This window comes from Aerococcus sp. HMSC062A02 (assembly GCF_001809535.1).
Classification (GTDB): Bacteria; Bacillota; Bacilli; order Lactobacillales; family Aerococcaceae; genus Aerococcus.
In genome coordinates, this window is sequence record NZ_KV797907.1 from 133,033 (window position 1) to 154,395 (window position 21,363).

15 protein-coding genes and 1 pseudogene are annotated in these 21,363 nt (G+C 46.1%); 11 read left to right on the top strand and 5 right to left on the bottom strand.

All coding sequences use genetic code 11. The annotated features are described in order from the left end of the window. Positions 1–10 precede the first annotated feature (10 nt). The 5 genes and pseudogenes from HMPREF2626_RS00710 (at position 11) to HMPREF2626_RS00735 (ending at position 6,519) form a co-directional block, all read left to right on the top strand. A complete protein-coding gene (locus HMPREF2626_RS00710) occupies positions 11–1,438 on the top strand; it encodes a DASS family sodium-coupled anion symporter (protein WP_070616620.1) in 1,428 nt (475 codons plus the stop codon). Positions 1,439–1,476: 38 nt separating this feature from the next. Next, positions 1,477–2,343, top strand: a complete 867-nt coding sequence (locus HMPREF2626_RS00715; RefSeq protein WP_070616622.1) for a PPK2 family polyphosphate kinase — start codon at positions 1,477–1,479, stop codon at positions 2,341–2,343. A 227-nt stretch (positions 2,344–2,570) separates the two neighbouring features. After that, the gene (locus HMPREF2626_RS00720) at positions 2,571–3,800 is read left to right on the top strand and encodes a quaternary amine ABC transporter ATP-binding protein (RefSeq protein ID WP_070616623.1); all 1,230 of its coding nucleotides are present in this window, start codon (positions 2,571–2,573) and stop codon (positions 3,798–3,800) included. Next, a pseudogene (locus HMPREF2626_RS10245) lies at positions 3,793–5,547 on the top strand (ABC transporter permease/substrate binding protein). Before HMPREF2626_RS00720 ends, HMPREF2626_RS10245 begins: the two are co-directional and overlap by 8 nt. 93 nt (positions 5,548–5,640) lie before the next feature. Then, positions 5,641–6,519, top strand: a complete 879-nt coding sequence (locus HMPREF2626_RS00735) for a glycine betaine ABC transporter substrate-binding protein (protein WP_070616627.1) — start codon at positions 5,641–5,643, stop codon at positions 6,517–6,519. A 128-nt stretch (positions 6,520–6,647) separates the two neighbouring features. On the opposite strand, the gene HMPREF2626_RS00740 is transcribed toward HMPREF2626_RS00735, so the two are convergent. From HMPREF2626_RS00740 to HMPREF2626_RS00760, 5 genes are all read right to left on the bottom strand, one after another. Beyond that, positions 6,648–7,400, bottom strand: a complete 753-nt coding sequence (locus HMPREF2626_RS00740) for an iron ABC transporter ATP-binding protein (protein ID WP_070616629.1) — start codon at positions 7,398–7,400, stop codon at positions 6,648–6,650. Beyond that, on the bottom strand, positions 7,397–8,419 hold the full coding sequence (locus tag HMPREF2626_RS00745; protein ID WP_141744548.1) for an iron chelate uptake ABC transporter family permease subunit: 1,023 nt from the start codon (positions 8,417–8,419) through the stop codon (positions 7,397–7,399). Before HMPREF2626_RS00745 ends, HMPREF2626_RS00740 begins: the two co-directional genes overlap by 4 nt. Further along, the gene (locus HMPREF2626_RS00750) at positions 8,416–9,402 is read right to left on the bottom strand and encodes an ABC transporter permease (protein ID WP_070616631.1); all 987 of its coding nucleotides are present in this window, start codon (positions 9,400–9,402) and stop codon (positions 8,416–8,418) included. Before HMPREF2626_RS00750 ends, HMPREF2626_RS00745 begins: the two co-directional genes overlap by 4 nt. Before the next feature lie 174 nt (positions 9,403–9,576). Further along, a complete protein-coding gene (locus HMPREF2626_RS00755; protein ID WP_070616634.1) occupies positions 9,577–10,638 on the bottom strand; it encodes a siderophore ABC transporter substrate-binding protein in 1,062 nt (353 codons plus the stop codon). A gap of 184 nt (positions 10,639–10,822) precedes the next feature. Next, positions 10,823–11,494, bottom strand: a complete 672-nt coding sequence (locus HMPREF2626_RS00760; RefSeq protein WP_070616636.1) for a helix-turn-helix transcriptional regulator — start codon at positions 11,492–11,494, stop codon at positions 10,823–10,825. A gap of 285 nt (positions 11,495–11,779) precedes the next feature. On the opposite strand from HMPREF2626_RS00760, the gene HMPREF2626_RS00765 reads away from it, so the two are divergent. From HMPREF2626_RS00765 to HMPREF2626_RS00790, 6 genes are all read left to right on the top strand, one after another. Continuing rightward, the gene (locus HMPREF2626_RS00765; protein WP_070616638.1) at positions 11,780–12,856 is read left to right on the top strand and encodes a PTS sugar transporter subunit IIC; all 1,077 of its coding nucleotides are present in this window, start codon (positions 11,780–11,782) and stop codon (positions 12,854–12,856) included. Positions 12,857–13,523: 667 nt separating this feature from the next. Next, positions 13,524–14,543: a PTS sugar transporter subunit IIC gene (locus tag HMPREF2626_RS00770; RefSeq protein ID WP_070616640.1), complete on the top strand. Its 1,020-nt coding sequence runs from the start codon at positions 13,524–13,526 to the stop codon at positions 14,541–14,543. A 120-nt stretch (positions 14,544–14,663) separates the two neighbouring features. Further along, positions 14,664–16,013: an aspartate aminotransferase family protein gene (locus tag HMPREF2626_RS00775; protein ID WP_070616642.1), complete on the top strand. Its 1,350-nt coding sequence runs from the start codon at positions 14,664–14,666 to the stop codon at positions 16,011–16,013. A gap of 178 nt (positions 16,014–16,191) precedes the next feature. After that, positions 16,192–16,722 (top strand): helix-turn-helix domain-containing protein, encoded by a 531-nt coding sequence (locus tag HMPREF2626_RS00780; RefSeq protein ID WP_070616644.1) that lies wholly within the window; start codon positions 16,192–16,194, stop codon positions 16,720–16,722. 174 nt (positions 16,723–16,896) lie between these two features. Beyond that, positions 16,897–17,721, top strand: a complete 825-nt coding sequence (locus HMPREF2626_RS00785; protein ID WP_141744549.1) for a hypothetical protein — start codon at positions 16,897–16,899, stop codon at positions 17,719–17,721. An 812-nt stretch (positions 17,722–18,533) separates the two neighbouring features. Next, the coding region (locus HMPREF2626_RS00790; RefSeq protein ID WP_141744550.1) for an Ig-like domain-containing protein at positions 18,534–21,363 on the top strand (2,830 nt) is incomplete at its 3' end.

Here is a 21,363-nt window from a genome sequence, read left to right on the forward strand (position 1 = left end):
GGTGGAGACAATGACCTCTTCCAACAAAAGGAGCTTGCAGGCCTGGCAGAGCTGGGCCATCGTCCTGGGAGTCAGCGCAGGGATTTACTTCTTTCCCTGGCGGCCTGGTGATTTAAGGCCAGAAGCCCTGCATATGCTAGCTATCTTTGTGGGGACTATCTTGGGGATCATCCTCAAGCCCCTCCCCATGGGGGCTGTGGCTATGATTGGCTTGGCAGCGACTCTTGTGACAGATACGGTGCCGAGTGCAGAGGCTTTTTCCGGTTTTTCATCTAAGAGTGTCTGGTTGGTGGTCATGGCTTTCTTTATCTCTAAGGCCATCATTAAGTCAGGGCTGGGCCAGCGGATGGCTTACCGCTTTATTCAAGTTTTTGGGAAAACAACCCTGGGCTTGACCTATGCCCTCTTAGCTGTAGACTTGGTGCTCGGTTCAGCCACACCGTCCTCTACAGCGCGAGCAGGCGGTGTCATGGCACCGATAGCCCAGGCATTGGCCCGGTCTTATGACTCTTACCCCCATGAGGCTTCTCGCAAGCGGATTGGAGCCTATCTGATGAATTGCCTCTACCACGGTGATTCGATAGTAGCCATCTTCTTCCTGACGGCTGGCGCGACTAAGCCACTGGCCCAGGCCATTGCGGCTGACTTCGGGATTGAAATTACTTGGATGAATTGGTTCTTGGGAGCTCTGGTTCCCGGCGCTATTTCGCTTCTAATTGTTCCCTTGGCTTTTTTACTCTTATCACCACCGGAACTTCGGGCTACTCCCCAGGCTGCTCAAATGGCCCAGGAGGAATTGGAAGCCCAGGGGCCCCTATCCAGGGATGAGAAGTGGACAGGAACGATTTTTGTCCTAGCTTTAGTGCTCTGGGTAACGGGATCCTGGCACTTCTTGGATGCAACTTCAACGGCTGTATTAGCTGTGGCCTTCTTACTCCTCGCAGGGGTTCTATCCTGGCAGGACATCTTAGGGGAGACGGGAGCCTGGAATACCTTGTCCTGGTTTGCTGTCCTGATGATGATGGCCGAGCAGTTGAATAGTCAAGGCTTTATTCCTTGGTTCAGTGAGCGTGTGGCAGGAGCCCTTGCTGGCTATTCCTGGCAGTGGGTCTTTGTAGCCCTCTGTCTCTTGTACTTTTACAGCCACTACTTCTTTGCCAGCTTGATTGCCCATGTGACCGCCATGTATCCGGCTTTCTTAGCCGTGGCCCTGGCTGCCGGAGCGCCTCCCCTTTATGCTGCCTTGATGCTAGCCTATGTAACGAATATTTGTGCCTCGACCACCCACTATGCCAGTGGTCCGGCTTCGATCATCTTTGCAACTGGCTATGTGACCCAGGGCGAGTGGTGGCGCAACGGAGCCGTGATGGGGGTTATTTACCACCTCATTTGGCTAGGTATCGGGAGCCTATGCTTTAGCTTGATGGGCTGGCTTTAGTAAGTTGAAGCTTGAATGATTTAATAAGGAGGATACTGATGACACTTGACGACTATAAATTAACGGGGCAAGAGATTCATTTGGCCGATTATCCTTGCCATGTTTTATCAAAAGAAGATGATGAGAAGCTTAAGGACAGTCTTTATGAGGACCTGGTGCCTGACCTTGTGGACTGGCACAACCGGTTGACAGCCGAAGGGACGCGCGGCGTTCTGATTGTCCTCCAAGCCCTGGATGCAGCAGGCAAGGATGAGATTATTCGCTATATCTTCTCAACGCTACAGCCCCAGGCCCTCAAGGTGACTTCCTTCCAGAAGCCATCCGATAACGAGAAAGCCCACGACTATCTCTGGCGGATGCATGAGGGCCTACCTGCGCGGGGGGAGATTGCCATTCTCAACCGGTCCTATTATGAAGATATTATTGCCCCTCAGATCCACCAATCCTTAGATTCCGAGGAGCAACCGGAAGAAATTAAGGCTGACCCTGAGCTGATCAACAAGCGCTATGAACAGATCAAGGGCTTTGAAGATTATCTGACAGCTAACGGCTTTCCTGTTCTAAAACTCTTCTTTAATATGTCCAAGGATACCCAACGCGATCGCTTGTTGGAGCGAATTGAGAATCCTAAGAAGAATTATGAATTTTCACTTTCCGATATTGAAGACCGCAAGCAGTGGGATCACTACCAGGAAGTCTTTGAAGGCATGCTCAACCATACGGCAACGGAAACGGCCCCTTGGTATGTGCTGCCCGCTGACAATCCCTGGCTCTCGCGCCAAATAGCCACCCAGGCCCTGATCGAAATCTTAGCCCAATTGGATCCCCAATATCCAGAATTTTCAGAGGAGGAGCGGGCAGAAATCAAGAAAGTAGCGGACCAACTCCGTCAAGGCGAAATTTAAAGCAAGTACAAATTTTGTATTTTTCAGAAAGGAAATTATGGAAACAGTTACATCTACTTTGACTTAGGGATAAGGCCTGGTAAAAGTTAAGAAAATTTAAACGTAATTGATTTTTAAAATCCATGAAAAGCCAATAATAAGACCTTCATCTTTGAAATGGGGGTCTTATTTTGTTAGGGTGGAATTATGACTGTTACTAGAAAAATCAAAAACAGGGAGGAGAACGAATGAGTTCAGTAAAAATTCGCAATCTCACAAAAATTTATGGAACGCGCGGCCAAATCGACCGGGCGAAAAAGATGCTTAATGAAGGAAAAACTAAGGAAGAAATTGTTAAAGCAACCGGTGCAACGGTTGGGGTCGACAATGCTTCCATGGATATCCATGAGGGGGAAACCTTCGTTATCATGGGACTTTCTGGTTCAGGGAAGTCTACTCTCTTACGGATGATCAACCGTTTGATCGAACCAACTTCAGGTTCCGTTGAAATCGATGGGGACGATTTGACAAAAATTTCAGCAGAAGAATTGCGCGAAGTACGCCGTAAGAAGGTCAGCATGGTCTTCCAGAACTTCGCTCTCTTCCCTCATATGACCCTCCAAGAAAATACCGAATACGGCTTGGCCGTCCAAGGGGTCGACAAGGAAGAACGCCGCAAGGTTGCTGAAAAAGCTTTAGCCAATGCTGGCTTAGCGGAATATAAGGACCAGTATCCTGACCAATTATCTGGTGGGATGCAACAGCGGGTTGGTTTAGCCCGGGCCCTGGCTAATGATCCTGAAATTCTCTTGATGGATGAGGCCTTCTCAGCCTTGGACCCGCTCATTCGTCGTGACATGCAAGATGAACTCGTTGACCTCCAAGAACGGGTGAATAAGACCATTATCTTCATCACCCACGACTTGGATGAAGCCCTCCGTATCGGGGACCGGATCGCCTTAATGCGGAATGGTGAAGTCGTTCAAGTCGGCACCGGTGAAGAGATCTTAACGAACCCAGCCAATGACTATGTGGAACGCTTCGTTGAAAGCGTGGACCGTTCCAAGGTTATTACTGCTGAGAATGCCATGAAACGTCCTGAATTTGTGATTAATATGGACCGCGAAGGCTTGCGTGTGGCCCTCAGACGGATGCAAGAGGAAGAGATTTCACAAATTATGGTTCGGGATGATTCCCAACGCTTGCGTGGTTACATCCACGATGGGGAAGCCTTAGCCTATATCCGTAAGCAAAACCAAGCAGGCAAAGACCTGAACCTAGAAGATATCCTGCATACTGACGTGCCTGTCATTGCGCCGGATGCCACCATTAATGAAACCTTCGATGCCTTGCAAGGGGCGTCGCTACCGGTATCGGTTGTCGATGAGAATGGCCGTTGGTTAGGGATTATTAACCGCCGGATGATTATCGATATTCTCTCATCAAGTGACTATGAAGGAGGTCCAGTAGATGAATAAACTTGCCTTATTTCCCTTAGACCAACTCCCAGTGGCCGATTGGGTGGAAGGAGCGACTGAGTGGATTACTAATACCTTTAGTGGTCTCTTCGATGTCCTCCAATCCCTTGGTTCCACTGTGATGGACGGCTTAACCGGCCTCTTGATGATGATTCCACCAGCTATCTTCATCATTGCCCTAGCTGTTCTAGCTTACTTTATCTCCCATAAGAGCTGGTCGCTGCCAAGCTTTGTTTTGATTGGTTTAGGTTACATCCTCAACCAAGGGCTCTGGTCTGACCTAATGAACACGGTCACCTTGGTCCTTGTGTCCAGTCTGGTCTCAGTGGTGATTGGGGTACCTCTGGGGATTCTTGCTTCTAAGTATGATCCCGTGCAAAAGGTCCTCAAACCTATTCTTGACTTCATGCAGACCATGCCAGCCTTCGTTTACCTCATCCCAGCTGTTGCTTTCTTTGGGATTGGGACGGTGCCAGGCGTCTTCGCCTCAGTCATCTTCGCCCTCCCACCAACTGTTCGGATGACCAACTTAGGGATCCGTCAAGTGCCTGAAGACTTGGATGAGGCAGCTGAAGCTTTCGGTTCGACCCCTTCACAAAAACTTTTCCAAGTGGAGTTACCGATTGCTAAATCAACCATTATGGCAGGGGTTAACCAAACCGTAATGCTAGCCCTCTCTATGGTGGTAACGGGTTCCATGATCGGGGCACCTGGTCTCGGCCGGATCGTCCTATCTTCCTTACAGAGAGCCCAAGTTGGGACAGGCTTCGTGGCCGGTCTCGGGATTGTTATCCTGGCGATCATTATCGACCGCTTGACCCTCTTTGCAACTGAAGATAAGCGTAAATAAGAATAGGAGGCAGATACGATTATGAAGAAAATTATACTTGGCATCGTGGCTGTCCTAGGTCTGGTACTTAGCTTGGGCAGTCCAGGCGCCTTCCGGTCTTCAATCTTCTCTGGAGGCGGAAGTTCAAATGGCGAATCCATTACCCTCTCTTATGTTGAGTGGGATACGGAAGTGGCTTCAACTAATGTGGTTGCTGAAGTCCTCCGCCGGGAAGGCTATGATGTCACAATTACACCTCTTGATAATGCCATCATGTGGAGTGCTGTGGCGACAGGTGAGGCTGACGGGATGGTCGGAGCATGGCTTCCCCAAACCCATGGCCCACAATTTGAACAGTATGGCGACCAAATGGAAGACTTAGGCCCTAACCTCGAAGGGGCTAAAATCGGTATGGTTGTTCCTGAATATATGGATGTGAATAGCATTGAAGATCTTTCAAACCAAGCAGGTTCTGTGATCACTGGGATTGAACCTGGTGCTGGGGTAGTTGCGGCGACAGAAGATGCTGTGGCTCAATACCCTAACCTATCTGATTGGACCGTTGAGACCTCTTCTTCCGGTGCTATGACCACTGCTTTAGGTCAAGCCATCTCTAACGAAGAAGAAATTGTCGTAACGGGTTGGTCCCCACACTGGAAATTCCAAGCCTATGACTTGAAATATCTAGAAGATCCTAAGGGCGTCTATGGTGGTGAAGAAACTATTAATACCATGGTCCGCCAAGGTTTCAAGGAAGACCATCCACGGGCTTATCAAATTCTCGACCAATTCAATTGGAGCTTGGATGATATGGAAAGCGTCATGTTAGAAATCTCTAACGGTAAGGATCCGCAACAAGCGGCCATTGAATGGATCGACGCCAATCCTGATAAAGTGGAAGAATGGTTAGCAGAATAGAAAGCTTTAGCTATTCTATTAATTGTTTTTTACCGCTTAAGACTAACTGTCTCAAGACCTCTTAGCCTTTAAGAAGGAGTTAAAAAACAAGTCATGATGAAAAAAATACTATTAGCTTTAACCGCCTTAGTCGGCTTAGTCTTCACTTTAGGGAGTGAGGGGGCCTTTAAGTCCTCGCTCTTCGATGGCGAGCTTTTCTCAGATAAAGAAGAAATCGAAATGGTTTATGTCCAATGGGATACGGAGATTGCTTCGACCCATGTGATTGCCAGTGTCTTAGAGGAAGCTGGCTACCAAGTCAAAATGACTTCAGCTGATGTTCCAGTTATGTGGGCTTCCTTAGCTTCTGGCGATGTGGATGGCATGGTGGCGGCTTGGTTGCCACAAACTCATGGTTCTTACTATGATGAGTTTGGCGACCAGATGGAAGACTTGGGCCCTAATCTAAGGGGTGCCAAGATTGGTTTGGTCGTTCCTAGCTATATGTCGGTCTCTAGTATCGCTGACTTGTCATCCGAAGCTAGCTCGACTATAACAGCGATTGAACCTGGGACAGGCGTTGTTATGGCCACTGAAAGAGCATTCGACGCTTATCCTAACTTAGAGCAATGGCAGATGGAAACCGCCTCAACGGGGGCCATGACGACTGCTCTCGGTCAAGCGATTGACCGCGACGAAGAAATTGTCGTTACAGGTTGGTCGCCTCATTGGAAGTTCCAAAGCTATGACCTAAAATACTTGGAAGATCCAGAAGGGGTCTTCGGTGGCGAAGAAACCATCAACACTATGGTTCGCCATGGTCTAAAAGAAGACCACCCACGCGCCTATCAAATCCTCGACCGCTTTGAGTGGGAGATGGAAGATATGGAGAGTGTGATGCTAGATATTGCAGATGGCACTGATCCAGGGCAAGCAGCAGACAAATGGATTGAAGCTAACCGAGACAAGGTCGATAGTTGGTTAGCAGAGTAAAGAACTCCATTCCTTTGTAAAAGAAATGCTTTAAGTGAAGCCTAGGCCTTACTTGGAGGGACTAATGATACAAATAAGAGCCATAGACTGAGTAAAATTTCAGTCTATGGCTCTTTTGTGTTTAGCCTTTAATAAACAGCAATCGGTCCTGCTTCGCTTTCGATGACGCGGATGTTGGCGTCGAATATGTCTTGGAGCTGCTGGGTCTGCATGACATCGCGGGGGGAGCCGAAGCTTGCGATCTGCCCCTTCTTCATGGCGCAGATGAAGTCAACGTAGCGGGCGGCGATATTGATATCATGGAGGACCGTGATGATGGTTCGATCCAGCTGGTTAACCACCTGGCGGAGGTGCATCATCATCTGGATAGAGCTCGCAATATCCAGGTTGTTCAAAGGTTCGTCGAGGAGGACATAGGGGGTCTCTTGGGCTAGAACCATGGCTACATAGGCACGCTGGCGTTGGCCACCAGACAGTTGGTCGAGATAGCGGTCAGCTAGCTTTTCTAGGCTGAGGAAGTGGATATAGTTATCTACAATTTCTAAGTCTTTCTCAGTGAGACGACCCTTGCTGTAGGGGAAGCGGCCAAAAGCCACCAATTGCTTGACTGTTAACCGAGTCATGAAGTGGTTTTCCTGGCGGAGGACAGCAATTTTTTTGGCCAAGTCCTGGCTTTTGCTTTCATCCATGGCTTGGCCTTCCAGGTAGACCCGGCCGCTATCCGCTTGGAGTAAGCGCCCAATCATCATCAGGCAGGTCGACTTGCCTGCACCATTGGGACCAACGAGGGCAGTAAAACTACCCTTAGGAATTTCGAGATCGAGGGGACCGATTTTGACTTCATCGTTATAGGCTTTAGAGAGCCCTTCGAGTCGGATCATAGGGATACTCCTTTCTTATTTCTGAGGAGGACGGTGAGGAAGCTGAGACCACCGAAGACCTCAATGATCACACCTACCACGCCCTGGGCATTGAAGATATGGTACATGAAGAAGTAGGCACCTGTTAAGACAGCAAAGGCGACCGCAATGGCCATCAGGAAGAGATAGCGGTGGTCATAGGTCGGAACTAGCTGGTAGCAGATATTGGCTACCAGGAAGCCAAAGAAGGACAGGGGCCCAATCAAGGCAGTAGAAATGGCCATCAGGATGGCGACAAGGCTTAAAACAAGGATGGCAATCTGCTTGGGATTGAGGCCGAGGTTCTTGGCAACATCCCTTCCTAGGGACATGATATCGAGTTTGGAACTGAGAGCCAGGAGACCGGTGATAGCTAAGAGACAGAGGGGGACGGCCAAGATGAATTGTTCGGCTTCCGCATGGTTAACGGAAGCGAAGAGCCGTGCTTGGAGGATATCGAACTCTGAGGGCGCCAGCATCCGGCGCATGAAACTCGCCAGGGAGTTGAGTCCTGTGCCCAACATCATCCCCACTAAGAGCATAATCTGCATATCCGCGTACTTACCTGTCAGCAGCCAGCGGTAGAGGAGCAGGCTGGCTGATACCATGAGGACCAATTGGATGCAGAAGGCCGTTAGACCCGAGAATTGGACTAGGGATTGGACCCCGAGGAAGAAGACGATCGCGGTTTGAAGAGCTACATAGAGGGCTTCAAAACCAAGCAGGGAAGGGGTAATGATCCGATTTTGGGTCAAGGACTGGAAGGCAACAGTCGCTGTGCCCTGGCAGAGAGCCACGATGACCATGGCGATGAGGGCGGTCAACCGCCTTTGAATGACAGGAAAGAAGGAGGGGGAATCAATAGCTACAGGGTTATTGTAGAAGATGAGCCCCCAGCTGAAAGCAAGACCCAGGCAGAAGATGACCCCAAAGAGGATCCAATAGCGGCGCCGGTCAGCTTCCTTAGTAAAGGCTGGAAAATAATGAGGCTTTAATTTCATGTTTTATGCCTCCTTTGGTAGAGTAATAGGCTAATGAAGACGAAAGAACCCAGGGTCCCCAAGATCACAGAGACGGGCAGCTCGAAGGGAGCGATCAGCCATCGGGAGAGGATGTCACAGGCCATGATCAGGGCCATGCCCATGAGGCTAACCCAGACCAGGTTGGACCGGACATCATCGCCGCGAAATAGGGAAATGGTATTGGGAACGATGAGTCCAAGAAAGGGGAGATAGCCGACGACGCTAGCGACAATGCCGACAGCTAGGGCGACGAGGGCGGTTCCGAGCAAGCTCACCTTTTGGTAGTCGACGCCGAGATTGGTTGCCACGTCGCGACCGAGGCCGGCAATGGTCAACCGGTCAGCAAGGAAGTAGATGGCTAGGGTAACCAGGATAATCAACCAGAGATACTCATAGCGTCCCTGCTGGATCGAGGCAAAGGACCCTGTGAACCAAATTTCTAGGGACTGGGTCATGTTGAAGGCAAGGCCAATAAAGGTTGAAATAGCGGATACAACTGCTCCCAGCATGATCCCGATGAGGGGAACCAAAAGGCCTGACTTCAAGCGGATGTTGCGCATAAAGTAGAAAAAGATGAGGGTGCCCAAAAAGGCTGCCATAATAGCAAAGCCCATCCGCAAGAAAAGGCTCGGTGAGGGAAAGAGCAAATAGCAAAGGATCAGGCCAAGCCCCGCCCATTCAATGGTTCCAGTCGTCGTGGGTTCAACAAAGCGGTTCTGGCTCAAGAGTTGCATGACCAAACCAGACATGGACATGGCCGTTCCGGAAAGCATTAAGGCAAGTGTTCTTGGGAAGCGTGTGATCCAGAGCATCTGCCAGCCCTCTTCATGGGCCTGGATATCATAAGCGCCAGTCCTAAGGGAGAGATAGGCGAGTAAGACGACGAGAAGGCCGAGGCCCAATAAGCCCCAGCGCCCCCTTAAGGCTTGCTGTAATTTAATTTTATAGGATTTTTTTGGCATGGGCTTGCCTCCTTTAGGCGAGAAAATGCTAAAATTTGCTGCTTAGGCAATAATAATTTAGATAACGAAAGAAACCGGCGACCAATTCAACGGAATGATCGTCGGTTTGTCATTGCCCACTCATTCACATTCATCTTAACAGAGAATGAACTGAATGGAAAATATCAGGACCTACTATTTACTCATCGCATCGGCAATGCGGTTGAAGATTTCAGTGAAGGTTTGGATAGATTCATTAGTATAAGTATCTTCTGGGGCGTAGACGATCTTTTGATCCTTAACGGCTGTCGTATTGGTCAAGGCTTTAGCGTTTTCGAGCACATCTTTGGCTGGCTGAGATTTTTCACCAGGCTTAGAAATGGCTGCATCGCGGTCGAGGACCATGAGCCAGTCAGGGTTGCTTTCGGCAATGGCTTCTACGGAAACATCGTCCCCCTTGTGGTCAGAAGATTCATTAGCCACTTCTAGGGCAGGTTTCCAATTGAAGATATCGTAGAGTGGGCCCCATACCCGGCCAAAGTGTGGCGCTGAGAAACCAAGTTCGCCACCTGAAACCACCAAGGCCATTACTTTGTCTTCGCCATTGTAGGCTTCTTTAGCCCGCTTGATGGAGGCATCCAAAGCTTCGACGTCCTTCTTAGCTTCGTCTTCTTTGTCGAAGATCTTACCCAAGGCCAGGCTCGAATTCTTCAGGCCATCCACTAAGTCTTGGCCAGGGTGCTCGCTGTCTTCGCTCACGTTAATGTCTAAGTTAATCACGGTAGCTTCAGGCACTAATTTCTTGATGTCATCATAGTAGTCAGCAAAACGTTGGCCCACAATCACGAGGTCAGGTTGTTCAGCGGCAATGATTTCTAGGTTAGGTTCCCGGTGGTTGCCGATGTTTTGTACGGAATCATCCTTAACGAAGGCGGAGCTTCCAGGCATGACATCTTTAGGTACGGCAACAGGTTTAATGCCCCATTCTTCCAAGCTTTGGAAGGTCCGGTTGTCTAAGGCAACGACTTTTTGTGGGTTCTTAGGCACTTCAACCTTACCTGTAGCATCCTGGATTTCAACAGTTTCTGCTTTCACATCAGTCTTGGCACTTGTGCTTTCTTCTGTTTGGCTAGTTGCGCTTTGGCTGCTTTCCGCTTGGTTGGACTGGTTCGATTGACCAGACTCTCCCTGGCTGCAGGCGCCCAGCGCCAACATGGACAAGGAGACGAGGGCGACTTTTAATGCTTTTTCTTTCATATCAATAACCTCTTCTTTGCTATTTTCGAAAATCCCACTCGTAATTGAGAAAGGTTTTCAATTGATATCCTTATTTTAGCAAAGATTTTGTTTAAAAACTATAGAATCCAACAAATGGGAATGAGTCCAATTTAATCTAGCTTCATATGATTTAGAATCTATAAACTATAATCACTTTAAATATCTAGGATTGCTTTTGGATCATGCGTCGATAGCGGTAGACAGAAGGCACCGAAACACCTAAAGCCTTGGCAACTTGGGGGACAGCTCCCTTGATCTTGAAGACCCCCTTGGCTTCCAAGCGGCGCATGATATCGAGCTTGGCTTCCGGTGTTAAGCTAAGATTGGACTGAACTTGATCAGGACCGATAATTTCAGTGATGACATCGTTTACATTTTCGGACAGAATTTCCGTGAAATCATTTGAAAAAGCCTCCTCTTTTTCAGCTAATTGGGAGGTCTTAATGGAGATAGGGAGCTTGAGGCTTTTAATGATATGGTCGGCCAGGTCAAATTGCTTGGAATAATCCATATTGACACAAATCATCCCTTGGAGTTGGTTCTCATCATCCTTGATGAAGAAGGTTGAGCCTTGGAGGACTTTTCCAGCTTTTGTCCGGGTCTTATAATTGACCAGGTAATCGCGCTGGAGGTAGTCTTCCTTTTCCATTAATTCAAGGGCAAACTTGGTGATGGGGGAGTCTTTGCTGCGTCCACTCAACTCGCCGTTGACAATCTCTGCGATATACATACGTTTACCATCATAAATATGGAGCACGACTTCGAATTGGTCGCCAAGGACCTCTCCCAAAAAATGTACCAGGGCAATATAATGCTTGAGTCGATCTTTATCCATTCATGGGCCTCCATTCACAAAGTGCTGTTAGTCATCGATGCTTAAATTTAAATTCATTATAGCGCAAACGAAAAAAATAACAAACTTCCGCTAGAGAATAAGAAAAAAAAAAGCTAGAGATGAGAGAGGGATGGGAAGAAGAATAAATATTTATTATCTGCTGTGAAAGCGTTGACCCTAATAATAATCATTGTTAAAGTTGATAACTGTAATGTGAAAGGACTTGCAGAAAGAAAAATGTAAGCGCTATGAAAAATATAGATACAGAAAGAAGGAAGTAAAAATATGGATTTAATTATTGGAGTGGCTCTCCTGATCCTTGTCTTAGCCTTGTTTACGCTCTTTACCTTCAAAGCTCCTAAAGGCCGTGAAACCATGGGAGCATTTGCGGATGCCTCTTGTGCAACTCTCTTAGTGGAAGCTTTTCTCAATTCCTTTGTGGGGAATATCTTCGATGCCGACTTCTTCAGTGAGGTCGGCATGGCGGCCGGTTCCATGGGTGGGGCCGCCGCAGCCTGTATGATTCCTCTTGCCTTGGGGGCTTCCCCAGTGGCCGCCATGCTCTGTGGGGCAGCTACTTTTGGCTTAGGGATTCTTCCTGGTCTGGTTGCCGGTTACACTTGCTATTGGATCCTTCAATATATTGAGAAGAAATTGCCAGCTGGTCTGGACCTACTCGTGATGATCATTGTGGTAGCTCCTCTAGCACGCTTCATTGCAATCGCCAGCGAGCCGGTTGTCGAAGCGGCCCTCCTCAATATCGGTAAGAGTATTGAAGCTAGCTCCAATGCCGCGCCTGCTATCATGGGGATTATCGTTGGTGGGATCATGGCAGTTGTTTCCAGCTCGCCCATCTCATCTATGGCCCTATCTGCTATGCTCGGTCTGACTGGTCTACCAATGGGTGTAACGACCATGGCCGTCTTTGGCTCAGCCTTCGTTAACTGGATGACCTACCGCGAATTGAAACTCGGGGGTCCGCGTGAAAGCTTGGCTGTCTTCTTAGAAGCCAAGACCCAGGTTGACCTCACCTCAGCCAATCCGCTTCCAGTATATCTGGCTGACTTTATCGGGGGTGGCTTGTGCGGCCTTGTTGTAGCCCTTGCCGGTATGGTGAATGAAGCCTCTTCTACGGCTACACCATTCGCAGGCCTAGCCGTGATGTTTGCCTATAACCCTGCTATGAAGGTTGTTATTATGGCTGTTGCCTGTGCTCTGATTGGCCTAGTGACTGCTTATATTTCAGCGAAATGCTTTAAAAATTATCCTATCAATCGTTTGGATGATCTTAAAGCAGAAGCAGACTCAGAGGAAGCAGACGGTGTTTCTTCAGACGCTTACTATGCCCACCAAGCAAGCTAATAAAAAATGTTTTTATAAATTGTGTTAGTGAGCAACCATTAAGCTTTTGCTCAAAAAAGTAACTGGTATAAAAGTTTTCATTACTGCTCACCAAGATAAAAAATTAAAACTATTTTTTTAAGGAAGTTAGGGAAGACCCTGCTTCCTTTTTTGAGTTAAAAGGCTCTGCTGAAAGAGGGAATTGAGCTTTTTATACAATCTTAAAACAAAAAAAGACTTTCACAAAAATGTTCAAAAAAATCTTTCTCATCATTTTTATTATTGTTCTTCTATTATATTGCTGATAAAATGAGTATTTATTAATTTTTAATTATTGCCTTGAATACGATGATAAATAGTGTTTTATTTACTTGTTTGTTGACCTTAACAATAGTTTATATGAATTTTATCACATTTAAATTCTCATATTATAGCAAGAAAAATTAATAAAATATTATCCTTGTAATAATAAATTATTTGTATTGATGGCGCTTTCATGATAAGCTTTTATCAAGTTGTAATGGGAAAGGGGGACCCAGAAGAAAAGCTTGTAATCAGTGATGTAAGCGGTTTATTGTTTTTTGTCTGAAAACACTGTCTCCCCTTGTCAGGATAATTCGATCAGCTCTTATACTAGGGCAAGGGGCAGTGTTCAGCGAGTCAGAGATTAAGAAAGCAGGATAAAACTATGGATATTATTGTCGGTACGATTTGGTTGCTAGTTGTACTAGCTATCTTTACATTATTTAACTATAAAGCTCCCCACGGCGCGAAAGCCATGGGCGCCCTAGCTGCAGCAGCCTGCGCCAGCTTCCTGGTAGAGGCCTTCCATGATTCCTTCTTTGGATCGGTGCTTGGCCTTGAGTTCCTTAAAGAAGTTGGGATGGCTAATGGTGCCCTGAGTGGTGTCGCTGCAGCGATCTTGGTTGCAATTGCGATTGGTGTTCAACCGGGTTATGCGGTCTTGATGGGTCTGGCTGCTTCTGGAACAGGGATCTTACCTGGTTTCTTGGCGGGTTACTTAGTGGCCTTCCTGGTGAAATGGATGCAAAAAAATATTCCAGGTGGTCTTGACTTAATTCTTATTATCATTATCAGTGCCCCACTTACTCGGGCTATCGCCCTTTTCATTGCGCCACTTGTCGATAATTCACTCTTACAGATCGGCGAAATCTTAATTGCTTCCTCTGAATCAAGCCCAGTGATTATGGGGATCATCCTCGGTGGGGTAATCACCGTGGTTGCAACGGCTCCATTGAGCTCTATGGCCCTAACTGCCATGCTTGGTTTGACAGGGACTCCGATGGCTATCGGGGCTTTGGCAGTCTTTGGCTCTTCTTTCATGAACTACATGATCTTCCACCATCTCAAACTGGGTGAGCGCAAAGATACCATTGCCTTTGCGATTGAGCCCCTAACCCAGGCTGATGTGACTTCAGCGAACCCTATTCCAATCTACGGCATTAACTTTGTCGGTGGGGCTTGCAGTGGGATTCTAGTGGCCCTCTTGCAGATGGTCAATGAAACCCCAGGTACAGCGACGCCAATTGCTGGTTTTGCGGTGATGTTTGCTTACAACCCAGCCATGCAAGTGCTTCTCGTTGGTTTAGCCCTCATCGTGATTAACTTGATTGTTGGTTTCCTCGGGGCTAAAGTCTTCAAGAACTATCCAGTCATTACTAAACAAGAACTAGCCGAACGTGAATAGTTAAGCTAGAGCCTAAGAAAAAAGCTAAGCGCTTGATTCAGCTTAGCTTTTTTCATGCTTTCGGACGCGGAAACATGCTACAATCAGTGGTAAGAATGAATTAGCCTGAAGGGAGATCTAATGATGGAAGAAGAAAGTCGGGCCCAAGCCTTTATCGAAGCGGGGGAGCGGATTAGTTCGGCTGCGCGGATTAATTATGTGGATTTACTGGTGGATCATGCCCAGGGTGCCTTGGTCTATGATGCGGATGGCAAGGCTTATATTGACCTCTTAGCCAGCGCTTCAACGGCCAATGTCGGCCACTGCCATCCCCAAGTGGTCGCTGCCATCCAAGAACAGGCTGAACACTTGCTTCATTATATTCCCTCCTATTCCTACCAAGCTCAGCTCGAAGCATTAGCTGAACGTTTAGCAGGAATGACGCCAGGCCATTTCGAGAAGAAAGTTTCCTTCTCTACCTCGGGATCAGAAGCCAATGAAGCGATCATTAAATTCGCTCGCGCCTATACAGGCCGCCCCTATCTGATCAGTTTTACTGGGGCCTATCATGGATCGAGCTATGGGGCGATGACCCTGTCGGCTTGCAGCCTCAATATGCGGCGCAAAATGGGGCCCCTTTTACCTGGAGTTTATCACATGCCTTATCCAGATCCCTATCGGCGAAGACCAGGGGAGAGTGATGACCAGCTAGCTGAGCGTTACCTGGACGCTATCCGGTTAGCCTTCGAGACCTATCTGGCCCCTGAAGAGGTCGCCTGTGTCTTAATCGAACCAATCCAAGGTGATGCTGGCATCATTATCCCACCCCAAGCCTTTATGCAGGGCCTCTATGAGCTTTGCCAAGAACATGGCATCCTCTTTGCAGTGGATGAAATTAACCAGGGTCTTGGAAGGTCGGGGAAGCTGTGGGGGATCGACCACTTTGGTCTCACGCCGGATCTGATGGCAATCGGTAAGTCCTTAGCATCGGGGCTCCCGCTCTCTGCCTTGGTGGGACGAGCAGAGATCCTAGAGAGCCTCGGCTCACCCGGCCATGCCTTCACCTCGGCTGGCAACCCCGTCTGTGTTGCAGCTGCACACGCCAGTCTCGATGTGATCGAAGAAGAAAACTTGGTCCAAAAATCTGAAGAAGACGGGCGTTTTGCCCAAGCAGCTTTCCAATCCCTCCAGTCTAAGTACCCTCAGATCATAGGGGATGTCCGGTGTTTGGGCCTCAATGCGGGTATTGAGCTCGTGACCGACCCTGAGACCAAGGAAAGGGACAGCCAAGCTGCCAGCAAGATCATGACCTATCTCTTTGACCACGGGGTGCTCATGGTCACCTTGATGGGCAATGTCCTCCGCTTCCAGCCGCCCCTAGTGATTAGCCGAGAGCTTTTAACGCAAGCCTTTGCAGTCTTAGACCAGGCCTTTGCTGCCTTAGAAGCTGGAGAGATCCAACTTCCAGATCATGTGGACCTGGGCTGGTAGGGCTTTAAGCTGATACTTCCTTAGCCTAGTTAGGCTAGGGATTTTTTGTTCTTCCTAAGCCGTACCAGAAATTTTACCGACTTCGATTTAATAAACAAATCTTTACTTGATAATATGCTATGATGATTAAATGATAGCTGAGAGTCAATAATGTAAGGATGAGTAAGGAGATGATGACATGATGAGATTGCTTGGAAGTAAGGACCGACGCCAGCTGGCATTGATCGCTATCTACCAGAATGAAGACGACTTATACCTCACCCATGGGGACTTAGCCGATCGTCTGTCGTGTACCAATGCAACCATCAAAAGTGATTTAATCGAAATACAAAGTTTGTTCCCAGAGGAAATCCAAGTTAACCAGTCCGGTATTTGGGTAAACCTTGCCTTCAAAAAAATGGTATCTGCTAACTATTACTTCAAAAAGTTTAGCCAAGAAGCTGTGACTTATCGCTTGCTCTTTGAATTGATGCGTGCTTCTTATACATCGGTGGAAGAGCTCAGCCAGAAAATTTATGTCAGCCGTAGCTCGGTCTACCGAGCCATTAAACAGATTAACCAATTTTTCAATGAGGCAAATTTAGAGCTTGAAGTGACCACTTCCCCATTGGCCTTAGAGGGTAAAGAATTGACTATTCGCTTATTCTACCCTTTTGCTTTAATTCATTACCTATCGGATACCGATTGGCCCTTTACAAGCATTAGCTAACAGCAGGCCTTTGACTTATATGAGGTGCTAGCCTCAACCTCTCCTTACCTCAAAAGCTTTTCTTCCAACCCCTTAGTTTATTTACAGATCGGTTTGAACTTTGAGCGATTTGCCAATCAGTTTGTGCTTGAGAAGGCAGACTGGCCGATAACAACACGGGAATTGTCGCTCTTGATGGTTAATTTAGATATTTTTACAGATTTTCAAGCTCAGACTGGCAGGTATCCGCTCTTTGAAGTTATACCACAAGTTGTTCCTGGATTAATTTCATCGGGAACCCTGCTTAATCGGTCTTACTTGGAAGAGAACTCGAGAGTCCCCGCGGCTGTTAAGCAAAGCATCGCTGATTTTGAAGCGGATATGTACCAGCTCAAGGCGGACTACCAACTCAAGACGGCCCAAGAAAAAGATATTCAGCTCATTTCTTTGACCTTATACAATTTATGTATTGCTATGGATAAGAATGTGAACGTTATCTTGAATAATCCCATTACCTACCAGAGTAACTTAGTTTATGAGGTTGCCTGCATTAATCCAGAATTTGTGGTGGATGTCCAAGCCATGATTAAGAAATTTATCCAGTCGCTCAATATAATGACCGACATTTCTGACCAGCTTCTGATTGGCTTTACTTTCTATTTTATTGTGGCTTGGCCGAATACAATTTTTGAACTAAATAGAATCGTTAAAATTGACCTCTTACTTTATACCGGAAATTTCCAGTATGATCTGGAATATAAGGCTATATTAGATCCTATTGTCCATAACTATGTGACAGTCCATGTCCGCAACCAGGCCATTAATTGGCAGGAGATTCTCGAAGACAGCCCCTATCAAATAATCATGACGACCTTCGACATTCCAAGCACACCCGGCCGTTATATCTTTAATATCAATTCGATGCCTAATGTGAACACCTTCTTATGGATCTATGAGACGGTTCGGACCATCAATGATTCAGATACATCTAACATGTCTGACATGCTCTTCACCCAATAGGAACGATCAACTGACTCGCGAGGGTCAGTTTTTTTATTAAGAGGTTTCACATTTTTACGGTTTAAGCTTATTAAGAACAGAAGAAAACAATAAAGATGATTATAATCAAGATAAATTTTAGTGAAAGGAGCAGGTTCCTATTTGAAGGGGATGGACAGGAGTAGAGGGAGGAGTTTATGTATCAATTGAAAGAAGATGACCTCACACTGAAACTAGGAGCTATTTGTTAGCTTCTTTTATGTCGTTTGCTAGGGGCTGCTTTGTCTCATTGAATAACTCTCACCTGCATATCGATGACACGGTCTTTAAAAGCAAGGTGATCGACAAGGGATCTGTTAGTCTAGGGTCCTGATAACAATCTTGCCAACGATCAAAGCTAAAGTTCTTGTAATGATTACCGACCTTTGTCCGATATGATTTGATAGCAAATTAAAGCCGAATACATTGATGCCTAGTAAATAAGCTTTTTTAAGGCTGTTTAAAGCGAAAAATGGCCTTTGAGTCCTTGCTTTTTTAATTTAGGCGTCTCAAAATGGAAAGCTTTTTTTATGGATACACAAATGGCAGCTGCAATGTTGATCGATTAGTAGATCATGACTTTTCTTTTTTACACAATAATGTACTGATCGAATTGAGAGGGGCAGGCTATGAAAACGTTAATGCTACAGCCTAAACTCTAATTATCTTATGTGTTTTTAATGTACAAAAAATGTTTTAAAAGATTAATTGAAAAGAATATATTGTTCGTTTTTTTTTTTTTTTATACTATGGACTTATCTTAATAAAGTAATTTTAACTAGGAGGAAATCTTTATGGTTGGAAAAAATAATACTAAGCTTAGAGAGGAAAAACAAAGTAACAAGTTTTATCGTTATTCCATTAAACGATTAAATATTGGTGTGGCCTCTGTGGCAGTTGCAGCAGGCTTGCTTTTTGCTGGAAATGTAGCTGTTGTTCAAGCAGCGAGTATCCAAGAACAAGAAGGAATCGAAACTTCTGAAAATATCATTTCAGAAGTGCCGATAGGCTTGCAAGAGGGAGAAAGTACTGGAAAGAATTATGAAGTAGAGGCTTCAGAAAGCGAATCAGTCTCTAATCCGATTTTAGACAATAATAAACAATCAAATGCTGAAGTTAGTGATGAAAAGATTCGATTAGATAATAATTCGTCAGAAGAAAAAAATCTATCGACTGATGATGCAAAAACACCTGTGGAAGAAAATTCGCAGGATAAGCAATCTGAAGAATTAGCTGTTGATTCAAATAAAAAAGAAAACAAAGAAAAAAATAAGGCCCAAACTATTGATGAACCTTCTAGTGGAAAATCTTCTGTAGCTGATTCTAAGGAGAAACCTATCTCAGAAAATAATCAACAGAAAAATACCCATCAAAACGCTGCTAAGAATGAAAATACGAACGATAATAATCAACAAGCAGCACTCGATCATTTCGCAGAAGAACTTGCAGCTTCCGACAATCCTAAGCAGGTCTTGCGTTCTAAATTAGCGGAAGTCTATGACCCGAAAGATGTTGAAGGTTTACTTGCTGAAATTAACCCCCAAAATATTAGGGATGGCTTAAGTCTGAGAGAAGAATTAACCAAAGCAGGCTTAGCTTATGCTGAGGGTCAACGTTTACGTGAAAAGGGACAAATTTTTGCTGTTCTACCTACTAGCAGCCGCTCCGCTCGCGGGGGGCAGAATGTCGCAAACCAAATCCAAGTGACTAATGCTGATTTTAAGCGACTTGATGGTAATAATCGTGAAACAGACTATGTTCATGATAATGAAGGAGGATATGCTCGGCTTGATGTCGATATAGCAGTCTCAGGCCAAGTGCAAGCAGGGGATTACTTTATTCTTGATTATGGTCAATATCTAAGACCAGGTGGCCTCAATATTCCAGCAACTCCAAGGGATCTTGTGGGGCCGGGGAATGCAGTTGTTGCTAAAGCTTACTATGACGCTGATCAGAACCGAGTGATTTACCGCTTTACAGACTGGGTGAACGGTAAGAATAATATAAGGGCTGCTCTACGCCAAGGGACTCAGCCTTTCTACGACAAGATTACAGATAACTTCAAGAATTATCCTGTCACCGTGACGATTGCAGGAACGCCATATACAGAAAATATTGAATATCATTTTAATAATATCAATGGTGACGGGACGAATAATAAATACCGAGCGGTTGATGGAACCCATGTGGAGACCAATCGGACGGATCCAAATCATTATACAGCTAAAGAAGTTTGGTATATCAACCGTGACGGCCGAAGAATGAATCATGGTCCGCATACCATTCTCTTTGAATCAAATACAAGTAATCTGGAATCAATGAAGGTCTACGAAGTCTTAGACGATCGGGCCTTTACGGATAGCTTTAATCCTAAAGTGAACCCTCGCTATGTACGTGAAGTCCCGGGTAGACTTACTCAAGATTCGGAAGGTATCCGCCTGGATGTTGGAAATGGACCAGCCAATGGTAAGAAGTATATTGTATATACGGTGACTAGTCCGAAGAATCCACAAGCAAATCAGCGCACTAACAGTGAAATGCACTTAACGCTTAGAAATAAGAATAATGAGCCTAATTCTAGAGAGCACTGGAAAACACTAACTATTTCAACAACTTATAGTCAGTCTGCTGCCTCAGGTCAGAATACACCAGGAATTTTTGTTGAGCGTCATCGCTATGAAACTGTTGATGAGAACGGCCGCGTCATAAGTATTGACGATATGATTACAGAAAGCCCACAATATGGGACTGTTAATGAGCGTTACACAACAGGTGCGGAAAACCGACCTGGTTATAGCTTTATTCGAACAGAAAATCCGAAAAATGATCCAACTTATTCGCCGGATGGGCGGTCAACCAGCGGAAACTTTAAAGCGGGAATGACTCAAGAGATTACTTATGTCTACCAGCGCAGACAACAGCAAGTTGAAAAAGGCCCTACTTATGAAATGACTGTAGAGGATTCAAGTTATCCAACAGAATTTCGCTATGATTCTTCAGTTCCAGCTGGTCAAATTCGCGAAATTCGTCCAGGACAAGATGGTCGTGTACGGGTTCTCTATGAACATGTGAATCCAGCAAATGTCCCTGATTTCAATCCTAATAACTTTAGATATATGCGGGGCCAATACTGGCGTGAGGTTTCTCGAGAAGTTGTTCAAGAACCACAAAGTCAAATTTTTGGCTATAATTTTGAAGCAATTACTGAAACTAAGACCAATCCTGACGGTAGCGTCACCATTATCTACAACACTGGGCGGCGGGTGGAAATCCCAGCAGCTAAACCGAAGGAACCACTGCTACCAAGTAAACCGATTGTCGAAACAACACGGGTAACTGACCGACACCCAGAAACTGGTAAGCAAGTGAGAGGCTCTCGGGTTACGATTAAGATCTTCAATCCGAATACTAACCAGTTTGAAGATGAGAAGGTTATCTTTATTCCGGATGGTCAAGACGGAACTGATGGAAACGATGGTGCAAACGGAGCTTCTGTTACCGTTAAGACTGAACGCGGTAAGGAAAATCCAGCTGACCCTAACAGCCCAAGCGGTTCATGGATCCATGTTTACAAAGTGAATCCAGATGGTAGCCAAGGTGACCTCATCTCCGAAACCTTCGTCA

Bases quoted from the DNA above. Each gene is read 5' to 3' on its own strand.
- HMPREF2626_RS00760 (WP_070616636.1), bottom strand. From the start codon at position 11,494: ATGGATAAAGATCGACTCAAGCATTATATTGCCCTGGTACATTTTTTG.
- HMPREF2626_RS00735 (WP_070616627.1), top strand. From the start codon at position 5,641: ATGATGAAAAAAATACTATTAGCTTTAACCGCCTTAGTCGGCTTAGTC.
- HMPREF2626_RS00720 (WP_070616623.1), top strand. From the start codon at position 2,571: ATGAGTTCAGTAAAAATTCGCAATCTCACAAAAATTTATGGAACGCGC.
- HMPREF2626_RS00750 (WP_070616631.1), bottom strand. From the start codon at position 9,402: ATGCCAAAAAAATCCTATAAAATTAAATTACAGCAAGCCTTAAGGGGG.
- HMPREF2626_RS00780 (WP_070616644.1), top strand. From the start codon at position 16,192: ATGATGAGATTGCTTGGAAGTAAGGACCGACGCCAGCTGGCATTGATC.
- HMPREF2626_RS00740 (WP_070616629.1), bottom strand. From the start codon at position 7,400: ATGATCCGACTCGAAGGGCTCTCTAAAGCCTATAACGATGAAGTCAAA.
- HMPREF2626_RS00775 (WP_070616642.1), top strand. From the start codon at position 14,664: ATGATGGAAGAAGAAAGTCGGGCCCAAGCCTTTATCGAAGCGGGGGAG.
- HMPREF2626_RS00785 (WP_141744549.1), top strand. From the start codon at position 16,897: ATGGTTAATTTAGATATTTTTACAGATTTTCAAGCTCAGACTGGCAGG.
- HMPREF2626_RS00715 (WP_070616622.1), top strand. From the start codon at position 1,477: ATGACACTTGACGACTATAAATTAACGGGGCAAGAGATTCATTTGGCC.
- HMPREF2626_RS00745 (WP_141744548.1), bottom strand. From the start codon at position 8,419: ATGAAATTAAAGCCTCATTATTTTCCAGCCTTTACTAAGGAAGCTGAC.
- HMPREF2626_RS00710 (WP_070616620.1), top strand. From the start codon at position 11: ATGACCTCTTCCAACAAAAGGAGCTTGCAGGCCTGGCAGAGCTGGGCC.
- HMPREF2626_RS00770 (WP_070616640.1), top strand. From the start codon at position 13,524: ATGGATATTATTGTCGGTACGATTTGGTTGCTAGTTGTACTAGCTATC.
- HMPREF2626_RS00755 (WP_070616634.1), bottom strand. From the start codon at position 10,638: ATGAAAGAAAAAGCATTAAAAGTCGCCCTCGTCTCCTTGTCCATGTTG.
- HMPREF2626_RS00765 (WP_070616638.1), top strand. From the start codon at position 11,780: ATGGATTTAATTATTGGAGTGGCTCTCCTGATCCTTGTCTTAGCCTTG.